The sequence below is a fragment of the Streptomyces mobaraensis NBRC 13819 = DSM 40847 genome, from assembly GCF_017916255.1.
Taxonomy (GTDB): Bacteria; Actinomycetota; Actinomycetes; order Streptomycetales; family Streptomycetaceae; genus Streptomyces; species Streptomyces mobaraensis.
Genome location: NZ_CP072827.1, coordinates 7,342,085 through 7,365,106, shown reverse-complemented (window position 1 = coordinate 7,365,106; position 23,022 = coordinate 7,342,085). Strand labels below are relative to the sequence as shown.

The following is a 23,022-nucleotide window of genomic DNA, read 5'->3' as shown; positions in this document are numbered from 1 at the left end:
GCGTGCCGATGCGGCGCCCCGGCACCGTCGGCGGAGTGGCCCGCGCCGCCCTCTTCTTGGCGGTGGAGGCCACGTACACGACGGGCGCCGCACTCGCCGTCGACGGCGGGCTCGGCCGGGCGGCCGGGCAGGGGGCGGCTCCGGCCCCACCGTGCGCACGGCCTCCGGGCGCGGGCGCGCGGGAGGGTCACGGCGCGGACCACCGGCCGCCGCTCACCACGCCCTCGTAGGCGGACACCCGAAGCACCCGTCCACCGACCGCCGCGCCCTGTCGCGCCCTGTCGCGCCCGGCGGAAGAGACAGTTGGGACCATCACCATGCACACGGCAGAACAGACGACCTCGTCGCCCACCCGTTCCACCATCGCGGCCACAACGGCCACGGACCGGAGCCGGAAGCTGCCGCTCCTCGCCCTGCTCGCCCTCGCCACGGCCGTCTTCATCACCAGCCTGACGGAGACGCTGCCGGCCGGCCTGCTGCCCGCGATGAGCGGCGACCTGGGCGTGAGCGAGTCGGCGACGGGCCAGACCGTCACCGTCTACGCGATCGGCACGTTCCTCACGGCGATCCCCCTGACGGCGGCCACGGCGGGGTGGCGGCGGAAGCGCCTGCTGCTGACGTCGATGGCGGGATTCGCCGTCGCGAACACGGTCACCGCCCTCTCGTCGAACTACGTACTGACCATGGCGGCCCGCGCGGTGGCGGGTGTGGCCGCGGGGCTGGCCTGGGCGCTGCTGGTCGGATACGCGCGCCGTATGGCGCCCGCCAGGCTGGAGGGGAAGGCGATCGCGATCGCGATGGCGGGCATTCCGGTGGCGCTCTCCCTGGGGGTGCCCGCAGGGACGTTCCTCGGCACGGCCCTCGGCTGGCGGGTGGCCTTCCTGGCGATGACCGCACTGACCGTGGTCGTCCTCGGCTGGATCGCGACGGCGGTTCCCGACTATCCGGGCCGGCCGCGCGGCGCACGCGCGCCGATGCTGCGGGTGCTGAAGGTGCCCGGAGTGACTCCCGTCCTGTTCGTCACCACGGTCTTCGTCCTGGCCCACACCGTCCTCTACGCCTACATCGCCACCTTCCTCGACCGCCTGGGGATGGGTGGTTCGGCCGACCTCGTCCTCCTGGCCTTCGGTGTGGCCTCGCTGGTGAGCATCTGGTTCGTCGGCGCCCGCATCCACCGCCGGCTGCGGGCCCTCACCGTCGCCTCCACCCTCCTGGTCGCCGCGGCCGCCGCCGTCTTCGCGGTCTTCTCCGACGTCCCGGCCCTCGTCTACGTCGCGGCCACCCTGTGGGGCCTGGGCTGGGGCGGCGTCCCGACCCTCCTGCAGACCGCCGCGGGCCAGGCCGGCGGCGAGTCGGCGGACGCCGCGCAGGCTCTGCTGGTCACCCTCTGGAACGTGGCCATGGCGGCCGGCGGGGTCGTCGGCGGCCTCCTCCTGGACGGGCTCGGCCACCTCTCGCTGCCGTGGTCGGTCCTCCTGCTGCTGGTGCCGGTGCTGGCCGTGGTGGTCGGCGCCCGCGCCCACGGGTTCCCGACGAGGCGAGCGGACGGCGCCGCCTGATCCGCTCCCCGTTCCCGAACCCGCTCCGGCTCAGGCCCGGCCCCCGGGGACGTCTTCGACCTCGCCCCTGGTCGGCGGCCTCCGCTCCTACTCCGCACCGCCCGTCCCCCGGGCAACGGCCACGGAACGGTGACCGCCGTCTCCAGGGCCCGGCCCACTGTGCCGTCCAGGACGCGAGCCGAATGCGCCGGCCCCAACGACCCGGCCCGGAAAAGGCCCGAGCCGGGCCGACGCGTCCCTCAGGAGCATCGGCCCGGTTCGGCCGGGGGCCGGCCCTGTCGGACCGGCCCTCGTGCGGCAGGCGCCCGGCGGCGTCACGCGCCCGGCCCGCCGCGCCCGGGTGTGTCCCCGGGCCTGCGCCCGTGTCAAGCGTGCGAGTGGCGGCCGTGACCGTGTCCGTTCCGGCCGGTGACGAGTCGGTAGAGCGCCAGGATGATGACGGAACCGACGATCGCGGCGATCCATGTGGACAGGTGGAAGAAGCCGTTGATCGACTCCACGCCGAAGATCACCTTGCCGAGGAAGCCGCCCAGCAGCCCGCCGACGACACCGATCAGCATGGTCACCAGCACACCGCCGGGATCCTTGCCCGGCATCAGGGCCTTGGCGATCGCTCCGGCCAGCAGACCGATGACGACCCACGCGAGAATTCCCATGATGTGTCCCTCCTTGGTCGGTGCTGCATGGCGCTTAACCTGCCGGTTCGCCCGCAAACACCCTTCGCCGGCCGAGTCGTCGGCGCGCCGGCCGCCGCCCTGCCGAGCGCGGCGGCCCATCTTCCGGACCGGGCACGTTCGCTGCCGCCCCTCCCCCGCGCCTGACACACCGTCGGCACATTGGTCCGCACCTATTGACGCACTGGTCTAGTCCTTTTAACCTCTGCCACACCTCCGAGGAGTACGGCCCGCCGGTGCGCGCACACCCCGGGCCACGGCACGGCACCCCCCACCCGCTCCACGAGCCCCCCCCCACTGGAGGACCGATCGTGTTGTTCCGAGACCTGCTCCCCCCGGGGAGACCCCTGGGAAGACTCCTGGAACGATCCCTGCCGGGATCCTGTACCGGCACCCGCGCGCGCCGCGGGGCCGCCGCGGGCGCGGCCCTGGCCGGGCTGCTGGCCGCCACGCTGCAGACGGGATCCTCCTCGGCCGCCGAGGACCACGCCGCCTGCCGCCCCGACGGCCTGTACGCGACGCCGGGCGTCGACGTCCCCTACTGCACCGTCTACGACACCGCCGGCCGCGAGAAGCTGGGCGCGGACCACCAGCGCCGCGTCATCGGCTACTTCACCGGCTGGCGCACCGGCAAGGACGGCACCCCGGCGTATCTGGCCTCCGACATCCCCTGGGACAAGGTCACGCACCTCAACTACGCCTTCGCGCACGTCGGCCCGGACGACCGGATCTCCGTCGGGGCCGACGGCGCGGACAACCCGGCCACCGGGATGACCTGGCCGGGCGTCAAGGGCGCGGAGATGGACCCCGGCCTGCCCTACAAGGGCCACTTCAACCTGCTGAACAAGTTCAAGAAGCAGCACCCTCAGGTGAAGACGCTGATATCCGTCGGCGGCTGGGCCGAGACCGGCGGGTACATCGACGAGAACGGCAAGCGCGTCGACTCGGGCGGCTTCTACAAGACGGCGACCAACGCGGACGGCTCGGTCAACCAGCAGGGCATCGACACGTTCGCCGACTCCGCGGTCGCGTTCGTCAGGAAGTACGGCTTCAACGGCGTCGACATCGACTACGAGTACCCGACGTCGATGAAGGACGCCGGCCACCCCAAGGACTGGCCCCTGGCCAACGCCCGGCGCGGCGGCCTGAACAAGGGCTACGCGGCGCTGATGAAGACCCTCCGCGAACGCCTCGACCGGGCCGGGGCCGCCGACGGCCGGCACTACCTGCTGTCCGTCGCCGCGCCGTCCTCCGGCTACCTGCTGCGCGGCATGGAGACGTACCAGAGCACGAAATACCTGGACTACGTCAACATCATGTCCTACGACCTGCACGGCGCCTGGAACGAGTTCGTCGGCCCCAACGCCGCCCTGTACGACGACGGCAAGGACGCCGAGCTCGCCAAGTGGGGCGTCTACACCACCCCGCAGTACGGCGGCATCGGCTACCTCAACGCCGACTGGGCGTACCACTATTTCCGCGGCGCGCTGCCGCCCGGCCGGATCAACCTCGGCCTGCCGTACTACACGCGCGGCTGGAAGAACGTCACGGGCGGCACCGACGGTCTGTGGGGCACGGCCAAGGCGACCACCTGCCCGGCCGGTTCGGGGCTCACCAGCTGCGGTGACGGCGCCGTCGGCATCGACAACCTGTGGCACGACAAGGACGACGACGGCAAGGAGTCCCCGGCCGGCTCCAACCCCATGTGGCACGCCAAGAATTTGGAGAAGGGCATCGCCGGGGACTATCTGACAAAGTACGGCTTCCCGGCCGGCACCAAGCCCACCGGCACCTACGCCCGCGAGTACGACGCGACCCTGACCGCGCCCTGGCTGTGGAACGCCGACAAGAAGGTGTTCCTCTCCACGGAGGACGAGCAGTCCGTCAAGGCCAAGGCCCAGTACGTGGTCGACAAGGGCCTCGGTGGCACCATGATCTGGGAACTCGCGGGCGACTACGGGTGGAACGCCGGCAAGGGCCAGTACGAGCCGGGCGACACCCTGACGTCCGTCATGAACGACGCGTTCAAGGCCGCGCCCGCCTACGGCGCCCGGCGCGCCACGACCGACCTGCCGGACCAGGCCCTCGACATCGACGTCGCCTTCACCGACTTCCCCCTCGGCGACAGCAACTACCCCATCAACCCCAAGGTCCGCATCACCAACCGGACGAAGACCACGCTGCCCGGCGGCACGGAGTTCCAGTTCGACTACGCCAACTCCGCGCCGGGGAACGCCCGGGACCAGTCCGGGTGGGGGCTGAAGGTGATCCGCAGCGATCACACGGCTCCCAGCAACATCGGGGGCCTCAAGGGTGACTACAACCGGACGTCCGTGAAGCTCCCGGCCTCGCAGCCGCTCGCGCCCGGCGCCACGGCCGTGCTCGACCTCGTCTACTACCTGCCGACGTCCACTCCGTCCAACTGGACCGTGAGCTTCGGCGGGAAGACCTGGGCCCTGGCCGGCGATCTGACGCGCGGCACCACCGTCACCGACCCGGGCGGGCCCTCCCCCACCCCGACGGCCACGCCCACCGGCGGCCCCACCGGCGGCCCGAGCCCGACCGCGACCCCGACGGGCGGCACCTGCGCGGCGCCGGCGTGGGACAAGGCGGCGGTCTACACGGGCGGCGCGACCGTCTCCTGGAAGGCGCACTCCTGGAAGGCGAAGTGGTGGACGCAGGGCGACGAGCCCGGCACCACCGGCGAATGGGGCGTGTGGCAGGACCTCGGCACCTGCTGACCCCGGCTTCGTACCGCTGTTCCCGCCCCCCGGCGCGGGCCGAAAGGCCCGGGCGCCGGGGGGCGTTCGGCCGCCAGGGACGTTCGGCCGCCAGGTGGACGTTTCCGCCGCGCCCGCAAGCCCCAGGCGCCGAATCCTGTGGTCGATCCTGTGGTTCCGCCGTCGGGACGGCGCGCCCGGCGGCTCCCCATACTCGGGTGGATCACCGACGCGAGGGCTGGGGAAGCTTGGGATGCTACCGAAACTGAAGTCCGACGTGCTGTACGTGCCCACTCCCGACGGCGCCCACGTCTTCGGGGCGGGCGCCGACGTCGCGCTGCGCGGGCCGGCCGCCTACCGGCTGCTGGACCGGCTCGCACCGCACCTGGACGGCTCGACCGAACTCGACGCGCTCGTCCGCGGTCTGCCGGACGGCACCCGCACCGCCGTGGAACGGCTGGTCGGACGGCTGCAGTCGGCCGGCTGCCTCATCGACGCGGCCGCGGACCTGCCGCACGGTCTGACCGCCCGGGAACTCGACACGTATGCGGCCGAGATCGCCTTCGTCGAGTACCACGCCACCTCGGCGGCCCGCCGGTTCCAGACCTACCGGGACAGCGCGGTGACGGTGGTCGGCGCGGGACCGGTGTTCACCGCCCTGGTCTGCTCGGCGCTCCGCTCGGGCGTGCGGCGGCTGCGGGCCGTCCACACGCCGGACACGGGCACGGATCCCGCCGCCGACGCGGACCGGCTGACCGAACTGGCCGCCGAGGCGGCGCTCCGCGACCCGGACCAGACGCTGGAGCGGGTGCCGTTCTCGGCGGCGGAGGAGGACCGGCTGGCGACCGCCGACGCGGTGCTGCACGTGGCGGCGGGCCCGGCGGTCGAACGGGCGCCGCGGCTGGACCGGTTGTGCGGCACCTCGGGCACCCTGCTGGTACAGGGCGTGGTGCTCGACGACGTGGCCTGGCTGGGGCCGCCCGGGCCGGACTGGGCGTCGGCCTGGTCGCGGCTGCGCGCCCGGCCGCCGTACCGGACGGGTACGTTCCTGACCGGGCCCGCGGCGGCGGTGGTCGCCGGGCACCTCGGGCTCGCCGCCTTCCGCGCGCTGGCCGGCATCGAGGAGCCGGGCGCGCGGGCCGCGCTGACCCGGATCGACCTCGAGACCCTGCGCACCTCGACGCACGCCTTCCTGCCGCACCCGGCCGCGCGGCCGGCCGGACCGGAGCCGGCGGCGGCGTTCACGGCCCGGATCGGCCGGCTGCGCGCGGCGGCGCCCCTGAGCGCGGAGGAGTTCTCCGCCGCCGCGGCGGCCTGCTTCGACCCGTACACCGGTGTCCTGCGGACCCTGGACGAGGGGGACTTCACCCAGATCCCGCTGCACGTCACCGAAGCGGTCCCGCACCTCGCCGACTCCGGCGGTCCCCGGGTCTTCGGCACGGGACCGGACTTCGCCGAGGCCAGGCGGCGGGCGGCGCTCCGGGGGATCGCCCGGCACGCGGCGGCCTCGCCCGACCCGCGCCGGTTCGGCCCCGGCGCCACGGTGTGGGGCTGGGACCTCGCCGACGGGCAGCCGGTGCGGGTCCCCGCGGACACGGCGTTCTCGGCGGGCACCGGCCTGGCGGCGCGGCTGTCCTGGGACGAGGCGGTGGACGACGGCCTCGGGCAGCACTGCGCCCGGCTGGCGGCCGAGGACGTGGCGGCGGGCCGGACGCGCCCCGTCCCGCTGGACCTCACCCAGGCACCGGCCGACGAGCGGACCGCACGGTACCTCGGCCTGCTGCGGGCCGCCGGCGGCACCGCGCGGGTCGCGGACATCGGTGGCGCGCTCGGTGTACCGGTCCTCGCCTGGTGGCTCGACGGCCGCCCGGTCGCGGTGACCTGCGGCCCGGACGCGGCGGCGGAGGGCCTGGAACGGACCCTGCTGGCGCGCCAGTCGGCGATGACCGACGAGCCGGCGTACGCGCCGGAGCCGGTCCCCGGCCTCGGCGACCCACCGGAACCGGCCCCGACCGCCGCCTGGCCGGCCGCACCGGACCGCGCCGCCCTGCCGGCCGCCCTGCGCTCCCGCGGCCTGCGCCCCGTGGCGGTCCCCTTGGACCACGACCCCGCCGTCCACGACGTCCTCCCGTCCGTGCTCCGGGTCGTGACGGCCGATGCGTGACCACGTGCCGGGGACACCGGGGACCGGCGGGGGCGGAGAGAGCGAACGGGCCGGTGCCGCCGCGGGAACGCACTCCGCCGGGCCGCGCCCGCCGACGCCCGGCACCCTCCGGCCCCGACCGGGCACCCCGCCGGCCCGCACCTCGGCCTTTCCGCCGGACGGCCCGGCACCCGTCCGGCCGGAACCCGCGGGGGAGCACGGTCCGTCGGCGGCGGGCGTCCCCGCGGATCCGCCCCCGGGCGCCCCGCCCGGCACCCGGCCGGACGGCCTCGTCCTCCACCCCGCGCATCCGGAAGGCGCGCCTCGCCCCGGTCCGGCGGCCGTTCCGCCCGAGAGCGAGCCCGGCACTCCCGGCCTCCGCTTCTGGTGGCGCACCTTCGAGGGGGTGCGGGAGCTGTTCGCGGAGGGGCAGGGGGCCGAGGGCGGGGACGGGGATCCGCTGCCCGTGAAGACGTACCGCGGGCTGCCGCGGCACGTGCTGAGCCCGCCGGCGCGGCGGATCGGGGACGCGCGGTGGTCCTTCGAGGGCTTCCGCCGGAGCCGGCCCGACGGCGTCCCGGGCCGGGCCGCGCTGGACGAACCGGCCGTGTCCGCCCTGACGCACCACACGTACGGGCTGGCCCGGATCGAGCTGGGGCCGCACGCGTCGTGGCCGTACCACCGCGTCGTCCCGTCCGCCCGCTGCTTCCACCCGGTGGAGCTGTACCTGTGGCTCGCGGCGCCGGCCGGGGAACTGCCCGCCGGCTGCTACCACTTCGATCCCGCGCACCACGCGCTGACCCGGCTGCGCACCGGCGGGATCCCGGCCGCGCTGCACGCCGCCGCGGGCACCGGGCGGGCCGGGGGCGGCACGCTGGCGCTGCTGGTGGCGGCCGTCCACTTCCGTAAGACGGCGTTCCGCTACCGCGACTACGCGTACCGGCTGGGCGCCCAGGAAGCGGGCATGACCGTCGGCAACGCCCTGATGGTCGCGGCGGCGCTGGGCCTGGAGGGGAGGGTCCACCAGCGGTTCGGGGACGCCGTGGTCGACCGGGCGCTGGGCCTGGACGGTACGGAGGAGACCGCGTTCGCCGTGGTCGACCTGTACGGCGCGGCGGGCGGGCCTCCGCCGGGGGCCGGTGTGCCCGAGGCGCCGTTGGGCGTCATCCGGCCGGAGTACGTGCGCACGTGCCACGCCGACGCGGCGGCCTGGTCGGGGCTGACGGCGCTGGACCGCGCGGCCCGGCTGTCCGGTCCGGGCGCCGCGCTGGACACGTCCGCCTTCCACGCGCCGCAGGCCGCCTCCGAGGCCGCGGCCCTGCCCTTGGGCGGCGCGGCGCCCGGCCGGCGGGAGCTGGCGGAGGCGCTGCGCGCCCGGGACTCGGGCGGGCGGATGTTCCTGCCGGCCGACGCCGAGCTGCCCGCCGCCGCCCTGGCGGGGCCGCTGCGGCACGCGCTGGAGCCGGTTCCGTCGGACCACACCGGAGGGCCCCGCCGGCCGCTGGTGGACTGCCACGTCCTCGTCCGGAACGTGGCGGGGGTGCCCGCCGGGCTCTACGGGCTGGACCCCGGGCCCGCGCCCTCCCTGGTCCCGCTCCCCCACCGTGACGGCTCCGCCGTCGTGGCGATGGTCTGCGACCGGACGCCGTCCGTGAACGCGGCCAAGGCCAACGCCCTGGTCTTCCTGACGGTGGACCGGGAGGCGGGCGACCGTGTCCTCGGCCCGCGCGGGTACCGGATCCTGCACCAGGAGGCGGGCGTGGTGGCGCAGCGGATCAGTGTGCTGGCCGCGGCGGAGGGGGTGTCCGCGCGGATCACCAACGGGTACGACGACCGGATGGTCCGCGAGTTGCTCGGCGCCGGCCCGGAGCGGGTGCCCGTCTTCGCCCTCGTCCTCGGCCGCCGCCGGCCCACGGCCCAGTACGAACCGCCGCTGACCTGGTGAGACCGGGCACCACAGGGGGCGGGCCGCACCGGAACCTACGGGTCTTCCTGCGGTCCGCCCGTAGGGACCGCGGGCCGGTCGCGGGCCGAGGATCGACAGCGGATCCGGCCCCCGCCGGAGCCGTTCGTCGCACGTCACCACCGAACGAGAGGAGGACCCATGGAGGCGAAGCTCGAACTGGACCTCGGCGACCTGAGCGTCGAGGAACTCGACGTGCTGCCCACCTCGCCGGGTGCCGGCCTGGAGTCGATCAACGTCGGCCACGCCATGGTCGAGATCGGCGCGTCCAACTGCACCTCGCGCGGTACGCCCGCGAGCTGCTGCTCCTGTTGCTGCTGCTGACGCGGCCGCAACGCGTCGTGTCCGGCGGGCGTGTTCACCGCCCGCCGGACACGGCACCACCGACCACCGGCCGGACACGGCACCACCGACCACCGGCCGGGAACGACCACCAGCGAGGAACGAGACCGTGACCGACGCCGCTCCGGACGCGCCCCCTCCGGCGGGTGCCGCCGTGCTGGGCAAGGGCCTGCTCGCCACCGCCGTCCGCACCGCCCTCGGCCGCGCCGGCCTCCTGGTCCCCGAGCCGGGCACCGGCCGCTCCGCCGTGGTGACCGTGGACGACGGGTGGAACCCGGCGACGGAACCTGAGGTTCCGGGCGTCCCGTGGCTCCCCGTCCGGGTCGAGCTCGGGACCGTCGTCATCGGGCCGTACGTCGTCCCCGGCCGCCCCGGCTGCGCCCGCTGCGCCCGGACCCGGCGGACCCGCGCCCTCGGCCCGGACAGCCCCCGCGCGGAGCTGGTGCGCCGCCACGGGGACCGGCTGGCCGACCGGGACACGCCGTTGCTGCCCGCGCCGGCGCGCGACACGGTGGCCGCCCTCGTCACCCATGAACTGACCTCCGGCGAACACCGGTTGACCGACCGGGCCGTCCTCATGCTCGCGCTGCCCGCCCTGACGGCCGGCGTCCACCCCTTCCTGCCCGTGCCCGACTGCCCGTCCTGCGGCGGGCTGCCCCCGGACCGGCCGCCCGTCCTCATGGACGTACCGCGCCCCAAGCCGGCCCCGGACGTCCACCGGACCCGCGACCTCGCGGCCGGCTGGGACGCGCTGCGGGACACCTTCGTGGACGGCCGCACCGGCGTGGTGCGCCAGCTCGACGTGCGGACGGACTACCCGTACCCGATGGTGTCGGCCCCCCTCCACCTGCCCGGCGGCGAGCAGGAGGCGGGGTTCGGCCGCGACCTGGACTACGCGTCCTGTGCCCGGACGGCCCTGGCGGAGGCCCTGGAGCGGCTCGGTGGGGCCCGCCCCGGCGGCCGGCGCCCGACCGTACGGGCCCCCTACCGCGACGTCGCCGGACACGCGCTGCACCCGCCGGACCTCGGCCTCTACCCGCCGGAGCGGTACGCGGAACCCGGCTTCCCCTACCCGCCGTTCGACCCCGGCCTCGAACTCTCCTGGGTATGGGGGCACTCCTTCGCCCGCGACGCGCCCGTCCTCGTCCCCGAGGACTACGCCTACTACCGCACCCGGCACGACGGCCCGCACGCCCGGCCGCTGGCCTACGAGGTGTCCAACGGCTGCGCCCTGGGCGGCTGCCTGGAGGAGGCGGCCCTGCACGGGCTGGTGGAGCTGGCGGAGCGGGACGCGTTCCTGCTCACCTGGTACGCCCGGCTGCCCGTCCCCCGGATCGACCTCGGCACCGTGTCCGACCCGCGGATCCCGGTGCTGGCCGAGCGGATCCGGCAGGACGGCGGCCACCGGGTCGTGGCCTTCGCGACCACGCCCGACCACGGCGTCCCCAGCGTCTGGGTGATGGCCGTGCACCCCCGTCCCGGCCGCGAGCCGGCGGCGGTCTGCGCGGCCGGCGCCCACTTCGATCCCGAACGGGCGCTGCTCAACGGCCTGCTGGAGCTCACCGCGAACCTCGGCTGGAACCGGGTGGCGTGGCGCGAGGAGACGGCCCGGATCGCCGCGATGGTCGACGACCCGGAGCTGGTACGGGAGATGCGCGACCACGCGCTGCTCTACTGCCACCCCGCCGCCTTCGACCGCTTCGGCTTCCTGTTCGGCGACGCGCCCGCGCTGCCGGTGCGGGAGGCGTTCGCGCGGGCCGGCCTCCGGCCGCGCGGGGACGACCTCCGCGACGACCTGGCCGAGGTGGTGGCCCGGTTCACCGGCGCCGGACTCGACGTCGTCGTGGTGGACCAGACGACCGACGAGCACCGGGCGGGCGGTTTCGCCTGCGCCAAGGTGATCGTGCCGGGACTGCTGCCGATGACCTTCGGCCACCGGATGCGCCGCACCCACGGCCTGCCGCGCCTCCGCGACCTGCCGGCCCGCCTCGGCCACCGCGCCGGACCGCTGGGCCCGGACGACGTCAATCCGCACCCCCACCCGTTCCCCTGACACCCGGAGGTGACCATGGACCCGGACTTCTCGACCCCGGACACCTTCGGCGTGCGCGTCGGCGGGCTCCCGGTGGCGGCGCTGGACGCGATGCGCTCCCCCGCGCTGTGGGAGCGGGTGGAGGCGGTGCTCGACGGCGACGAGCGGCTCGCCGCGCGGGCGGCGGAGCTGTCGGACGCCCTCTTCGCGGCGATCGGGCGGACGGCGGAGGGCCGGCCGGCGCTGGTCGCCCTGCGCCGCGCCGTGCACAACCGGAAGCCGCTCACCGACCGGTGCTGGAACGACTCCGTCCGCGCCCTGCTGCCGGCCGCCGTCACCGAGGGCGTCCACGCCTGGCTGCGGCTCCGCGAGGAGCACGAGCGGGACCGGGCGCGCCTCGCCGAGCAGGTGGAGCACCACGCCCGCACCCGGCACGTCCCACTCCGGAAGGCCGTGAGCGACCCGGCGTTCCGGCACGGTCTGGTGCTGAGCAGCCCGGATCTCCACGCCGACGTGTGCCGGTGGCTGGCCCGGCCGGAGGAGACGGTCCCGGACCGCCGGCTGGCGCTGCGGCTGACCAAGTACCTCTCCCGCGTCGCCCTCAAGACCACCCCGTTCAGCACGTTCACCGTCAGCGGTCTGGGGACCTGGCGGGACGGGCCGGTGGCCGGGCCCCCGGCCCCGCCCGCGGTGCGGACCGTGGCGGAGGTCAACATCTGGGTGGTGCAGCAGTTCGTCCGGGAGCTGTCCCGGCATCCGGCGCTGGCGCCCGGGGTCCGGCTGCGGCTCAGCCCGGCCGCGCTGCGCACCGGCGACCGGTGGGAGTTCCTCGGTCCCGGGCCCGAGGAACCGCTGCGCGGCCTGGCCGCCTCCCCGCCGGTCCGGGCGTGCGTGGACGCGGTGGCCGGCGGACGGACGCGGGCGGAGGCGGCCCGGCGGGTCGCGGAGCTGACCGGCGGCACCCCGGAGGCGGCCACCGCCTACCTGGACAAGCTGGTCGAGCTGGGGCTGCTGGAGGCCGAACGGCCCTTCCCCGACCAGGATCCCGATCCGCTGGGGGCGCTCCACGCGTGGGTGTCCGGCGCCGGCCTCTCCGACCTCGGCGCCGAAATCGCCTCCCTCGCGGCGCGGTTGGACGCGTACCCGACGCTCACCGATCCGGCGGACCGGCTCGCGAGCGTCCGGGGCGTCGAGTCGGCGCTGGGCCGCGTCGCGGCCCTCGTCGGCCCGGAGCGGGTGGCGCTGCCCGGCAAGAACAGCGTCGTCGAGAACGCCCTGCTCGTGCCCCCGTCCACCGCCCTCGACCGCCGGGCCTGGGACCCGGTGCTCCGCGACCTGGACGTCGTCCGCCGGCTGCACGGCGTGCTGGACCCCGCGCAGCCGGGCCGGATCGCGCTGGCCGACCTCGTCGCCGAGCGCGTCGGGCCCGGGGCCGCGATGCCGTTCCTGGCCTTCCACCGGACGGTGCAGGGCTGGGTGCGCGAGGATCCCGGCCTGCTGGACGTCCTGTCCGTCACCACGCACGGCTACCGCGCCCTGTCCGGCCACCGGCTGCCGCGCCTCAGGGAACTGGCCCGGCTGCGCGCCGAGTTGTGCGCGGAGGCGCTGGACGGACGGCCGGACGCGGGCGGCGTCCTGCGGCTCGACCCCGGCCCGCTCGCCGCGCGCGCCGCCCGCTGGCCGCACTGGCTGCGCCCGCCGGACTCCGTGACGTACTACGGCCAGCCGCTCGGCGACCCGGCGGACCCCGGCTTCGTCGTCAACGCCGTCAACTCCGGCCACGGGCGCGGGCGCGACCGGATCCGGCGGCTGCTCGCCCAGGCCGGGACCGCCGCGGACGCGCACACCGCGCCGCCGCCCGACGGCGTCCTCGTCGCGGACACCTGCCGGCACTACGGGAGCAACGTGGGGCTGCGGTGTTCGGCGGTGGCCGACGAGATCGACGTCCCCGGCGGCTGGAGCCGCCGCCCGGCGGAGCACCGGATCCCGCTGGGCGACCTGGAGGTGCGGCACGACCCGGAGGCGGGTCTGCTCGTGCTCCGCTCCCTGGCGCGCGGTGTCGAGGTGCGGCCCGTGCACCCCAACCTCATCGCGGAGATGTGGCTGCCGCCCGCCGTCCGGCTGCTCCTGCAGGTGTTCGGCGCGACGTCCAACCTGCTGATCCCCGGCCGGCGGATGTTCGGCGACACCTCGCCGTCCCTGGTGCGGGAGTTGCGGTCCGAGCCGCGGGTGGTGGTCGGGCGGACGGTGGTGAGCCGCCGCCAGTGGGTGTTCCCCGCCGGTGCCGCGCCGGCGCGGCGGCCCGGCGAGGGCGACGCGGCGTACCTGACGCGCCTGGCCGGCTGGCTGCGCGCGCACGGCATGCCGCGGCGCTGCTTCGTCCGGGCCCTGGACCCCGGCGCGGTGGCCGACGGCAGTGTGTGGCGGGTCAAGTCCCGCAAGCCGCTGGCCGTGGACTTCGCCAACCTCCTGCTGGTCGGCCTGTTCGAGCGGATGCTCGCCGAGCCGGACCACGTCCTGTTCCTCCAGGAGGCGCTGCCCGACGCGTCCGGCCTGCCGGACCACGGTGACGGCGCGCCCCGGGTGACCGAATACCTCATCGAGATCAACGGAGGCCGGCATGCCGACCGCTAGCGACCCCCTGCCGCCCGAGGAGGCCGCGGGCGCGGACTGGGTGGCCGCGCACGTCTTCTACGACACCGACCAGGACGGACTGCTGACCGGCTGCGTCCGGCCGCTGGCCGAGGAGCTGACCCGCGCCGGGCTCGTCCGGCGGTCGTTCTTCCTGCGCTACTGGGAGGGCGGACCGCATGTGCGGCTGCGCCTGCTGCCCGCCCGCCGGGCGGACCGGGCCGAGGTCGAGCGGCTGGCCGGTGAACGGATCCGCGCCCATCTGGAACGCCACCCGGCGCCCGACGTGGTGGACCGCTCCCGCTTCGAGGGGGTGGCCGCCGAACTGGCCGGCCTGGAGGGCCGTCCGGGGCACGACACGGCCGTGCGGCCCAACAACACGGTGGAGTTCCTGCCGTACGAGCGGGAGCACGAGGACTACGGGCACGGTCCCGCGATCGCCGCCGTGGAGCGGCACTTCGCCGAGTCCAGCGAGCTGGCCTTCTCGGTGGTGGCGGCGGGCACGACCGTCGAGCAGCGCGCGCTGCTGGCGTTCGACCTGGTCGTCGGGGTGTTCGCGCTGTGCGACGAGATCCGCGGCCGGTGGGCGCGGGCCGGCGGGCCGCCGCTGCCCTTCGGCAGCGGACCGGAGGCCGAGGACCTCGAACCCCGCTACCGGGCCCAGCGCGAGCCGCTGCGCGAACGGGCGCTGCGCACCTGGCGGGTCGCCGAGGAGGGTGCCGCCCGGCCGGACCAGCGGACGTACTGGCTGGACTCGGTCCGGCGGCTGCGCGACACCCTGCACGCCCTGGAGGACGCGGGCGACTTCACCACCGCCTGGGCGGACTCCCCGCTGGCCGTCCCCCTCGACCTGGCCGCCACCCGGCACCCGTCCACCAGTCTGGTGCTGCTGCGCTGCGCGCACCTCGTCAACAACCGGCTGGGGCTGACCCTGTGGCAGGAGAACCAGGTGCGGTTCCTGGTGGGCCGGGTGCTCGCCGAGCTCCCCGAAGCGCTGGCCGCCCCATGAGCCGGCCGGCGCCCCGGTGGCACAGTCTCCACGTCCACCACCACGACGCGGACGCCGAGCCCGCGCTCGTCCTGGACGCCGTCCGCCCCGCGTTCGAGGCCGTGCGGCCGTGGACGCGGGGCACCTGGTTCGGCCGGCACTGGCTGCGCGGACCGCACCTGCGCCTCAACTTCCGGGCGCCCGGCCCGGTGTGGGAGGCCAGGATCCGTCCGGTGGTGACGGAGCGGATCGAGGCGTACCTGCGCGTCCGGCCGTCGCGGGTGCGGCTGGACGAGGCGGCGCTGGCGCCGGTGCACGCGCGCCTGGCCGAACTGGAGATGGAGACCGGCGCCCGGCACCCCTGGGTCCCCGACAACACGGTGCTGGAACGCCCCTACGACCACCGGCTGCCGGTCCTGGGCTCGCCGCGGGCGAGCGAGCTGCTGGCCGGATTCCTCTCCGACACCGACGACCTGGCGTTCCGGATGTACGAGCGCCGGGCGGCGGGCGGGTCGACGGCCGCGCTGGCGCTGGACCTGATGTGGACCACCGCTGCGGTGGCGGCGGTCCCGTTCGAGACCGGCGCTCCGCCGATCGTGCGCGGCTACCTGTCGCTGCGCTCGCACGCCGACGCGTTCCTGTCCCGTACGCGTGACCCGGCGGCCCATCGGGCCGCGTTCGACGCCCGGTACCACCGCCAGGCCGATGCCTTGGGCGCGCGGCTGCGCGCGGTGCAGGAGGCGGTGGACGGGCGGCGGGAGGACGTGCCGTTCGTCGCCGACTGGGCCGCCGCGATCCGCCGCCGGCAGCGGATCGCCTACCCCCAACTGGCCTCCGGCGCGGTCTCGATGCGCGGCGCCGGCCTGGCGCCGCGACCGCCGGCCCGGCAGGTGAGCGGCTTCCACCGGCTGCTCCAGTCGGGCCACGGGCAGGAGGACTTCCTCTGGACCGACCCGTGGTTCGCCTCCTTCCGCCTGGTGGTCAACTACCTCTACGTCCACCTCAACCGCCTCGGCCTGGGTCCGGCCGACCGTGCTCTCCTGTGCCACCTGGCGGCCTCCACCGTGGAGGGCGTCCACGGCGTCACCGCCACCGAGGTCTTCCGCCGCCACGTCCTCCCGCCGTCCCGGGACCAGGTCCCGGAGTGGCGGCGGCTGGCCGCCGAGTGGGGCCGGGCGGCCGGCTCGGCGCCGGCCGAGCGGCAGGGGTGAAGGGGGCGGTTCAAGTGCCGCCCGCCGCAGGGCCTTTCAAAGCCGGGTACGGTGTCGGTTCGCACGCTACGCTGTGTCGGCTCCGGTGGTCCCAGCGGCCCGCCGGGACGGGAAGCGGTCGGTCGGTGAAGGCTTCGGACCAGGCCGGGGTGACGGTCGCGGGAGGTGCGGACCATGGCACGACGTTCACGGCTGCGGCCGGTCGGGGAGGTGGCGGCGGCCGGCTGGGTGGTCGCGGGGATCGGGCCGTTCGGGTCCGGCGTGGGCGGCCTCGTACCCCGGGGGTTCGAGGCGTACGCCCGGATCCTGCACCCCGCGTCGGCGGCCGACGACACCCCCGTGACCTGGGCGGAGGTGGCCGCGTGGACGGGCAGGACGGTGCATCCCCGGGTACAGTTCCGGGCGCTCGCCACCCCCGCGCCGGACACGCGGGCGGCGCGGCTCCGGGAGGAGAGGCCCTGGGTGGAGGATCCCGAACCGGGCACGCTCTCCCCCGCCGCGCTGGCGGCGCTGTGTGACGTCCTGGGCCGGCACACCGCGTCGGGCGGCCTCTGCCGGTTCTGCGTCTGGGACGGGTACGGGCCCGGGGCGGACGGCCGCGCGAGGGTTTCCTTCACGCCGGAGGAGCCGGAGGGGCCGGAGGAGGGAGCCGGGCGGCCCGACCCGGAGCTGCTTCCCCCGGAGTTCCCGGCGGGCGTCGCCGACAGCCCTCGAGTGGAGTTGCCGAACCGCAGCTACCTCCTGCTCGAGGGCCCGCTCGACGCGGCCGGGGAACTGGCGGTGTCCCTCTTCCCGCAGTCGCCCAACCTGTTCTGGCCCGACGACCGGGCCTGGTGTGTCGCGACGGACACCGACCTCGACTCCACCTACCTCGGCGGCTCGGCGGCGCTCGTCGCCGACGTGCTGGCGGACGAGCGCCTGGAGGCCGTCCGGGTCGAGGTGACCGACCCCGTGTGGGCGGACAGCGACGAGATCAACCGCTGACGCCCGGCGTCAGCGCCGCGTCAGCTGCACTTCGTCAGGTGCACCTTGGCGGTCCTGGCCGCCATGTCCGCGGTGGGCGGGTTGTAGCCGACCGGCGCGACGATCCTGGCGGCCGACTCGCCCTGGTAGTAGCCGGACCGGCAGACGAGGGCCGCGTTGCCCTTGGCGGCGGCCCGGCCGGTGCTGCCGTACTCCTTGATCTTCGAGCCGTGGTTGCTGAAGAGACCGACCTTCCCCTTGATCAGCCGCACCGGCTGGGTACAGGTCACGCGGACCCGGACGTTGACCGTGCCCGGCACGTGACCGGAGTGGTGCGGCGCGCCGTGGTTGGCTCCGACGAAGACCATCTCGCAGTGGATGACCCGCCGCGAGGCGGCGACGGACCTGTCCTGGCCCGCCGGGTGGAACGTGTACTCCGTCTTGGCGAGGACCTGGTCCGAGCCCGGGCCGGGAGTCGCCGCTCCCGCCGTCGACACGCCGCCGACGACGGCGATGAACGCCGCCGCCCCCACGACTCCCGCACGGCGCGCGAGGCCCGACGCGGCGCCCTGTCGTTGGTGCTTCATACCCTTTGTCTCCTTCCGCTGGTACCGGTGCTCGGCCGACGCGTCACTCGCGTACGTGACGCGGCCGTCCCCGCCCGGGACGGGCGTGGACCGCTCATCGCGGCGCTCCGGTGCTCCGCGGCCCCCGTAAGGAACGCACAGCTGTGTACTGAACAGACGTCGTCTGCCCACGGCGCCAGGAGACCACTCATGGGACGCGGCCTCTTGACGGTACGCAGGATCGTATACGGCAACTCGGCTGGCGGGTAAGGACCTTTGTTTCAGTTGAACGCCAGTGCGGAAACCGCGACGGTCATCGGCGACCGTCGCCCTCACGCGGGCGTCCGGGACTCCGCCGGCATGACCTCGGCGAGCTGGCGGCGGCCCGAGATGCCGAGTTTGCGGTAGGCGCCGGAGAGGTGGAACTCCACGGTCCGGAGGGTGACGAAGAGCCGGCCGGCGATCTCCCGGTTGGTGTGGCCGTCGCGGGCCAGGGAGAGGATGCGGAGTTCCTGCGGGGTCAGGCCGGTCAGGGTCGCCGGCAGGGTCTCACGCTCCTCCGTCGGGCACATCTCCCGGCGCGCCGCCGCGATCCGCCGGGCCAGGGGACGGGCGCCGCAGCTCTCGGCTCCGGCGGACGCGGCTGTGAACGCGTCGCACGCCTCCTCCGCACGGCCGGCGGCGCCGAGGGCGCGTCCGAGGTCGAGCCGGGCCGCCGCGACGCCGAGCCGGGCGGGCGAGCGGCCGAGCAGGGCGACGGCGCTGTCGAGGAGTTCGATCCGGCGCGGCCCGGTCTCCGTCATCGCGACGGCGTGCAGGGCCGTGCCCACGGCCCGGGGCGTGCCCCAGCGGTGGGCGTCCTCCAGTTCGGCGCGGGCCAGGCGGGCGGCCTCGGCGGTCTCCCCTTCGGCGGCCAGCAGGTGGGCCGCCCGGGACCGCCAGGGCAGGACCGCCGGGTTGCGCACGCCGAGTTCGGTGAGCATCCGGCCGGCCGTGTACCAGTCCTCCACCGCGCCCGGCACCTCGCCGGTCCGCGACCGGAGGACGGCGCGGGCGGCCAGCACCCCCACCGTGTCCTGCCGGGGCCGCTGTTCGCCGTCCAGCCCCCACCGGGTCAGCAGCGTCCGCGCGGTGTCCGTGTCGCCGGCCATGGCGCCGGCCTCGATCAGGGCGGCGACGGCGAGCCGGGCGAGCACGTGCGACGCGCCCGGCTCCGTACACAGCGGCTCGGTCAGGGGCGCCAGCATCTCGATCACGCCCGGCAGGTCGCCGCGGACCCGGCGGACCGTGGCCCGGAGCAGGTCCACGGCGACGTCCGTCCACCGCCCCGGCCGGGCCCCGCGGACCGGCCGGTAGCGCCCGCACCAGGTCGCCGCCTCGGTCAGTTCGTCGGCGTGGATCAGGGTGCGGCAGCCGTACCAGAGGACGGTGGCCGTGCCGCCGTCCCCGCCGGCGGCCAGCGCCTCGCGGGCGTACCGGACGGCGCCCGCACGGTCCTCGCCGGCGCGGACGGCGTGTACGGCGCGCAGGGCGGCGGGCCGGCCGGCGGTGTCCGGGGAGTCCGGGACGTCCGGTGAGTGCGGTGAGTGCGGTGATTCCGGGGCGTCCGGGGGATCCACGGCTCCGGCGGTCCCGGCCTCGTCGGCGGGCGCGCCGTCGGGCCGTTCGCGTTCCGGGAACAGCCGGGCCGGACCGGCCACGCGGACGAGCGCGCGGTGCAGCCGCAGTCTCCGGAGCTGCCCGGGCGCGGCCGGGCCGATCCGGTCGGCCGTGTCGTCGAGGACGGCCACCGCGTCCACCGGTCTGCCGCAGCCGGCCAGCAGCGCGGCCAGGTCGAGGGCGTAGTCGGTGGCGACCGCGGGGTCCTCGGCCTCGCGCCGGGCGGCGTCCAGCAGCCGGATGGCGCGGTCGGGGTTCACGAACCCGTCCAGCCGGGCGAGTTCACAGCGGACGGCCGCCCGCACGCGGGGGCGCAGCCGTTCGCGGAGCAGGCCGCGGAGGTGCTGGGCCGCCTCCTCCGTCCTGCCCTCGCCGGCCAGTCGGCGGGCGGCCGTCATCAGGGGTTCGACGGTCCAGCTCAGGCCGAGCGGTCCCGCCGCGACGAGGTGCCGGGCCACCCGGGTGGCGCCGAAACCGCCGTCCCGCAACAGTTCGGCCGCCCGCAGGTGCAGGGCGGCCCGGGTGCCGGCGGGGATCCGCTCGGTGACCATGGTCGCGAGCAGCGGATGCCGGAAGGTCAGGGGGGTGCGGTTGGCGAGCAGACATCGGCCGACCAGTTCGTCGACGGCCGGCAGCGTTTCCCCGACGTCGAGGCCGGCGAGCCGGGCGGCCTGGGTGATCTCGGCGTCGGCGCCGAGGACGGCGACGGCCCGGGCCAGTTCGAGGGCCGGGCGGGTGAGTCCGCCGAGCCAGCGCTCGGCTCCGGGGAGCGCGGCGGCGCCGGGGGCGGGGCGCAGGTCGTCGGGGGCGGGCGCGGATCCCGATCGTCCGGCCAGCAGGGCCAGCAGCAACGCCGGGTTGCCGCCGGTCAGTTCGTGACAGGCCCGGGCGGCCGCCGCGTCGAGGGAGACCCCGCAGCGGGTCTCGGCGAAGGGGGTGACGGCGTCGGCCGGCAGGCCGGTGAGGTCGAGGACCTCCGCTGCGACGGCGAATTCGGCTCCGGGGGCCGTGGCCAGGTCCCGGGCCGCCAGCACGATCGCCAGCCGGGCCGGCGGCATGCTCCGGGACAGGGCGAGTAACCAGCGCAGCGACCCGGTGTCCAACCGGGACGCGTCGTCCAGGCACAGGGCCACGGGCGCGCGGGCGGCCTGCCGCCGGGCCCGTTCCACGAGTTCGCCCAGGGGGTCGGCACCGGGGGCGGGGGCCTGCGCCCGGTCCTGATCCCCCGGGCCGGGTAACCGGTCGAGCAGGCAGCCCGCGGCGGCGAACGGTCTGTCGGGCAGGCCGCGCGCGTCGCCCACGGCCACGTGGAAGCCCGCGGCGGCGGCGAGCCCGGCGGCCGCCTCCAGCAGGGCGGACTTCCCGGCTCCCGGTTCGCCCCGGACCAGGACGGTGACCGGCCGCCCCGCGCGAGCCTCGTCGAACAGGCCCGCCAAGCGGGCCAGTTCGCTCCCCCGACCGGTCGCGCCGACCGACGCCATCCGCACCTCCCGAACGGAAGCCGCCGTGCTCCCGGTTCAGGGCGGGGGCACGGCCGCATGGATGTATGACCCGACAGACCCATTGCACACCGTTTATCACGATGTACGACGAAACGACCAACCCCGTCCCATGACAGTACAGCGTGTGTCGTACTCGCTTCAATGGCCCTTTCCCGCCGGGCCCTTGCCTCCGGGGCAGGCGAGGGGCTGCCACCGGGGAGGTCAGCGCCGGGGCGCCGGGCGGTCGGCCGCGGTGTCGGACGGGGTGCGCGGGTGTGGGATCAGTGGGTCGGCGTCGCCGCCCTGGAGGGAGACCGTGCGCGCGGGGGCCGGGATGCGGATGCCCTCGGCGCGGTAGCGCTGGTGCAGGCGCTTGATGAACTCGTGCTTGATGCGGTACTTGTCGCTGTACTCGCCGACCCCGAGGATCACGGTGAATCCGATGCGGGAGTCGCCGAAGGTGTGGAAGCGCACGGCCGGTTCGTGGTCGGGTACGGCACCGTCGACGTCCCGCATGACGCTCGCGACGACCTCGTTGGTGACCTTCTCCACGTGCTCCAGGTCGCTGTCGTAGCCGACGCCCACCTGCACGGTGACGGTCAGCGGCTGCTCGGGCCGGCTGAAATTGGTCATGTTGGTCCCGGCCAGCTGGGCGTTCGGGATGATGACCAGGTTGTTGGAGAGCTGCTCGACGACGGTGTTGCGCCAGTTGATGTCGACGACATAGCCCTCCTCACCGCTGCTGAGCCGGATGTAGTCGCCGGGCTGGACCGTCTTGGAGACCAGGATGTGCACACCGGCGAAGAGGTTGGCCAGGGTGTCCCGCATGGCCAGGGCGATGGCCAGACCGCCGACGCCGAGGGCGGTGAGCAGCGGGGCTATCGAGATGCCGAGGGTCTCCAGGATGACCAGGAAGCCCATCGCCAGGACCGTGATGCGCGTGATGTTGACGAATATCGTGGCCTGGCCGGCCACTCCGGAGCGGGACTGCGTCACCGTCCGGATCAGACCGCTGATCACGCGGGCCGCGGTGAAGGTGGCGCTGAGCATCACCACCGCCACCAGCGTCTGGTTGACGGTGTGCCGCACCTGGTGGTTCAGCGGCAGGGCCGCGGCGCCCACCGCCACGCCGGCGGCCACCGCCGCGCAGGGGGCGAGGGTGCGCAGGATGTCGACGATGATGTCGTCGCCGATCCAGCGGGTCCGCAGGGCCCGTTCGGCGAGCCACCGCAGGATCATCCGCAGCAGCACGGCCGCCAGCAGCCCGGCGACCACCGCGATGCCCGCGGTGATCCCGTCGTGCAACGTCAGATCCCCGGTCACCGGCGCCCTCCGCGGTTCCCGGACCCTGTGCCGGCGGCGCCAAGCGCCACCGGCAGTCCGACACAGCCAACCGTCACTTCGTCCTACCTACCTGTCCGGAACGATCGTCAAAGTGCCAGGACACAGACATGACCCGGCACAAAACGCCATCCTGCACCACGGCCGGGACAGGTTCTGACCGGCCGTCAGGGCATAGCCGAAGACAAGCCATCAAACCGGACGCGCTGATTCGGACGGATCGCGGAAGGAAGGGCCGGAAGGCGGCCGAAAAGACGGCCGGCCCGGCCCGGGAAGGATCCCGGGCCGGGCCGGCGGTAGTGCGGAGAGCGGGAAGAGCGATCAGGAACCGGCGGACTCGGCGGCGGCCCGCTGGGCGTTCCGCTCCTTGATCCGCTGCGCCTCCTTGCGGACCTCGGCCTGCGTGGCGCGCTCGCGCTCCAGCCACTCGGGCCGCTCCTCCTTGAGCGCCTCGATCTGCTCCGTGGTGAGCGCCTCGGTGACGCCGCCCCGGGCCAGGCCCGCGATGGAGACGCCGAGCTTCGCGGCGACCACGGGACGCGGGTGCGGCCCGTCGCGCCGCAGGTCACGCAGCCACTCCGGCGGGTCGGCCTGGAGCGCGTTCAGCTCCTGGCGGGAGACCACACCCTCCCGGAACGAGGCGGGGGTGGCTTCCAGGTACACCCCCAGCTTCTTCGCCGCGGTCGCGGGCTTCATCGTCTGGGCGGTTTTGTGCGTGGTCATGCGACCAAGGGTACGGGGCGATCGGC

Annotated in this window: 16 protein-coding genes; 11 read left to right on the top strand and 5 right to left on the bottom strand. The window is 75.5% G+C overall.

The window, feature by feature from the left end:
- Nucleotides 1-8 precede the first annotated feature (8 nt).
- Together J7W19_RS33305 and J7W19_RS31835 are read left to right on the top strand one after the other, a co-directional pair.
- Entirely contained in the window at nt 9-230 is a 222-nt protein-coding gene (locus tag J7W19_RS33305) for a hypothetical protein (protein ID WP_004943451.1), read from the top strand.
- Between the two features lie 87 nt (nt 231-317).
- Nucleotides 318-1,559: an MFS transporter gene (locus J7W19_RS31835; RefSeq protein WP_004943454.1), complete on the top strand. Its 1,242-nt coding sequence runs from the start codon at nt 318-320 to the stop codon at nt 1,557-1,559.
- A 365-nt stretch (nt 1,560-1,924) separates the two neighbouring features.
- On the opposite strand, the gene J7W19_RS31830 is transcribed toward J7W19_RS31835, so the two are convergent.
- On the bottom strand, nt 1,925-2,215 hold the full coding sequence (locus J7W19_RS31830) for a GlsB/YeaQ/YmgE family stress response membrane protein (RefSeq protein ID WP_004943457.1): 291 nt from the start codon (nt 2,213-2,215) through the stop codon (nt 1,925-1,927).
- Between the two features lie 389 nt (nt 2,216-2,604).
- Here J7W19_RS31830 and J7W19_RS31825 point away from each other — a divergent pair, with 389 nt between their 5' ends.
- The 9 genes from J7W19_RS31825 to J7W19_RS31785 all read left to right on the top strand — a co-directional run bounded on the left by J7W19_RS31825 (nt 2,605) and on the right by J7W19_RS31785 (nt 17,247).
- Nucleotides 2,605-4,974 carry a chitinase C-terminal domain-containing protein gene (locus tag J7W19_RS31825; RefSeq protein ID WP_040889396.1) on the top strand — a complete coding sequence of 790 codons (2,370 nt, stop codon included), beginning with the start codon at nt 2,605-2,607 and terminating at the stop codon, nt 4,972-4,974.
- Between the two features lie 232 nt (nt 4,975-5,206).
- Entirely contained in the window at nt 5,207-7,117 is a 1,911-nt protein-coding gene (locus tag J7W19_RS31820) for a YcaO-like family protein (RefSeq protein WP_004943462.1), read from the top strand.
- The gene (locus J7W19_RS31815; protein ID WP_004943465.1) at nt 7,110-9,041 is read left to right on the top strand and encodes a nitroreductase family protein; all 1,932 of its coding nucleotides are present in this window, start codon (nt 7,110-7,112) and stop codon (nt 9,039-9,041) included. Before J7W19_RS31820 ends, J7W19_RS31815 begins: the two co-directional genes overlap by 8 nt.
- A gap of 159 nt (nt 9,042-9,200) precedes the next feature.
- Nucleotides 9,201-9,383: a hypothetical protein gene (locus tag J7W19_RS31810; protein WP_004943468.1), complete on the top strand. Its 183-nt coding sequence runs from the start codon at nt 9,201-9,203 to the stop codon at nt 9,381-9,383.
- A 127-nt stretch (nt 9,384-9,510) separates the two neighbouring features.
- On the top strand, nt 9,511-11,454 hold the full coding sequence (locus J7W19_RS31805; protein ID WP_004943471.1) for a TOMM precursor leader peptide-binding protein: 1,944 nt from the start codon (nt 9,511-9,513) through the stop codon (nt 11,452-11,454).
- Between the two features lie 15 nt (nt 11,455-11,469).
- Entirely contained in the window at nt 11,470-14,067 is a 2,598-nt protein-coding gene (locus tag J7W19_RS31800) for a lantibiotic dehydratase (protein ID WP_004943473.1), read from the top strand.
- Nucleotides 14,054-15,073 carry a lantibiotic dehydratase C-terminal domain-containing protein gene (locus tag J7W19_RS31795; protein ID WP_004943476.1) on the top strand — a complete coding sequence of 340 codons (1,020 nt, stop codon included), beginning with the start codon at nt 14,054-14,056 and terminating at the stop codon, nt 15,071-15,073. The genes J7W19_RS31800 and J7W19_RS31795 overlap by 14 nt, the downstream gene beginning before the upstream one ends.
- Nucleotides 15,070-16,263, top strand: a complete 1,194-nt coding sequence (locus J7W19_RS31790; RefSeq protein ID WP_004943480.1) for a thiopeptide maturation pyridine synthase — start codon at nt 15,070-15,072, stop codon at nt 16,261-16,263. The genes J7W19_RS31795 and J7W19_RS31790 overlap by 4 nt, the downstream gene beginning before the upstream one ends.
- Before the next feature lie 174 nt (nt 16,264-16,437).
- Entirely contained in the window at nt 16,438-17,247 is an 810-nt protein-coding gene (locus J7W19_RS31785) for a hypothetical protein (RefSeq protein WP_004943483.1), read from the top strand.
- Nucleotides 17,248-17,267: 20 nt separating this feature from the next.
- Here the strand turns inward: J7W19_RS31785 and J7W19_RS31780 are convergent, their stop codons facing one another.
- The 4 genes from J7W19_RS31780 to J7W19_RS31765 all read right to left on the bottom strand — a co-directional run bounded on the left by J7W19_RS31780 (nt 17,268) and on the right by J7W19_RS31765 (nt 22,996).
- On the bottom strand, nt 17,268-17,813 hold the full coding sequence (locus J7W19_RS31780) for a hypothetical protein (RefSeq protein ID WP_004943486.1): 546 nt from the start codon (nt 17,811-17,813) through the stop codon (nt 17,268-17,270).
- A 311-nt stretch (nt 17,814-18,124) separates the two neighbouring features.
- Nucleotides 18,125-20,932 (bottom strand): helix-turn-helix transcriptional regulator, encoded by a 2,808-nt coding sequence (locus tag J7W19_RS31775; RefSeq protein ID WP_004943488.1) that lies wholly within the window; start codon nt 20,930-20,932, stop codon nt 18,125-18,127.
- Between the two features lie 222 nt (nt 20,933-21,154).
- Nucleotides 21,155-22,255, bottom strand: a complete 1,101-nt coding sequence (locus J7W19_RS31770; RefSeq protein ID WP_004943491.1) for a mechanosensitive ion channel family protein — start codon at nt 22,253-22,255, stop codon at nt 21,155-21,157.
- A gap of 339 nt (nt 22,256-22,594) precedes the next feature.
- Entirely contained in the window at nt 22,595-22,996 is a 402-nt protein-coding gene (locus tag J7W19_RS31765) for a DUF5997 family protein (RefSeq protein ID WP_004943495.1), read from the bottom strand.
- Between the last annotated feature and the right edge of the window lie 26 nt (nt 22,997-23,022).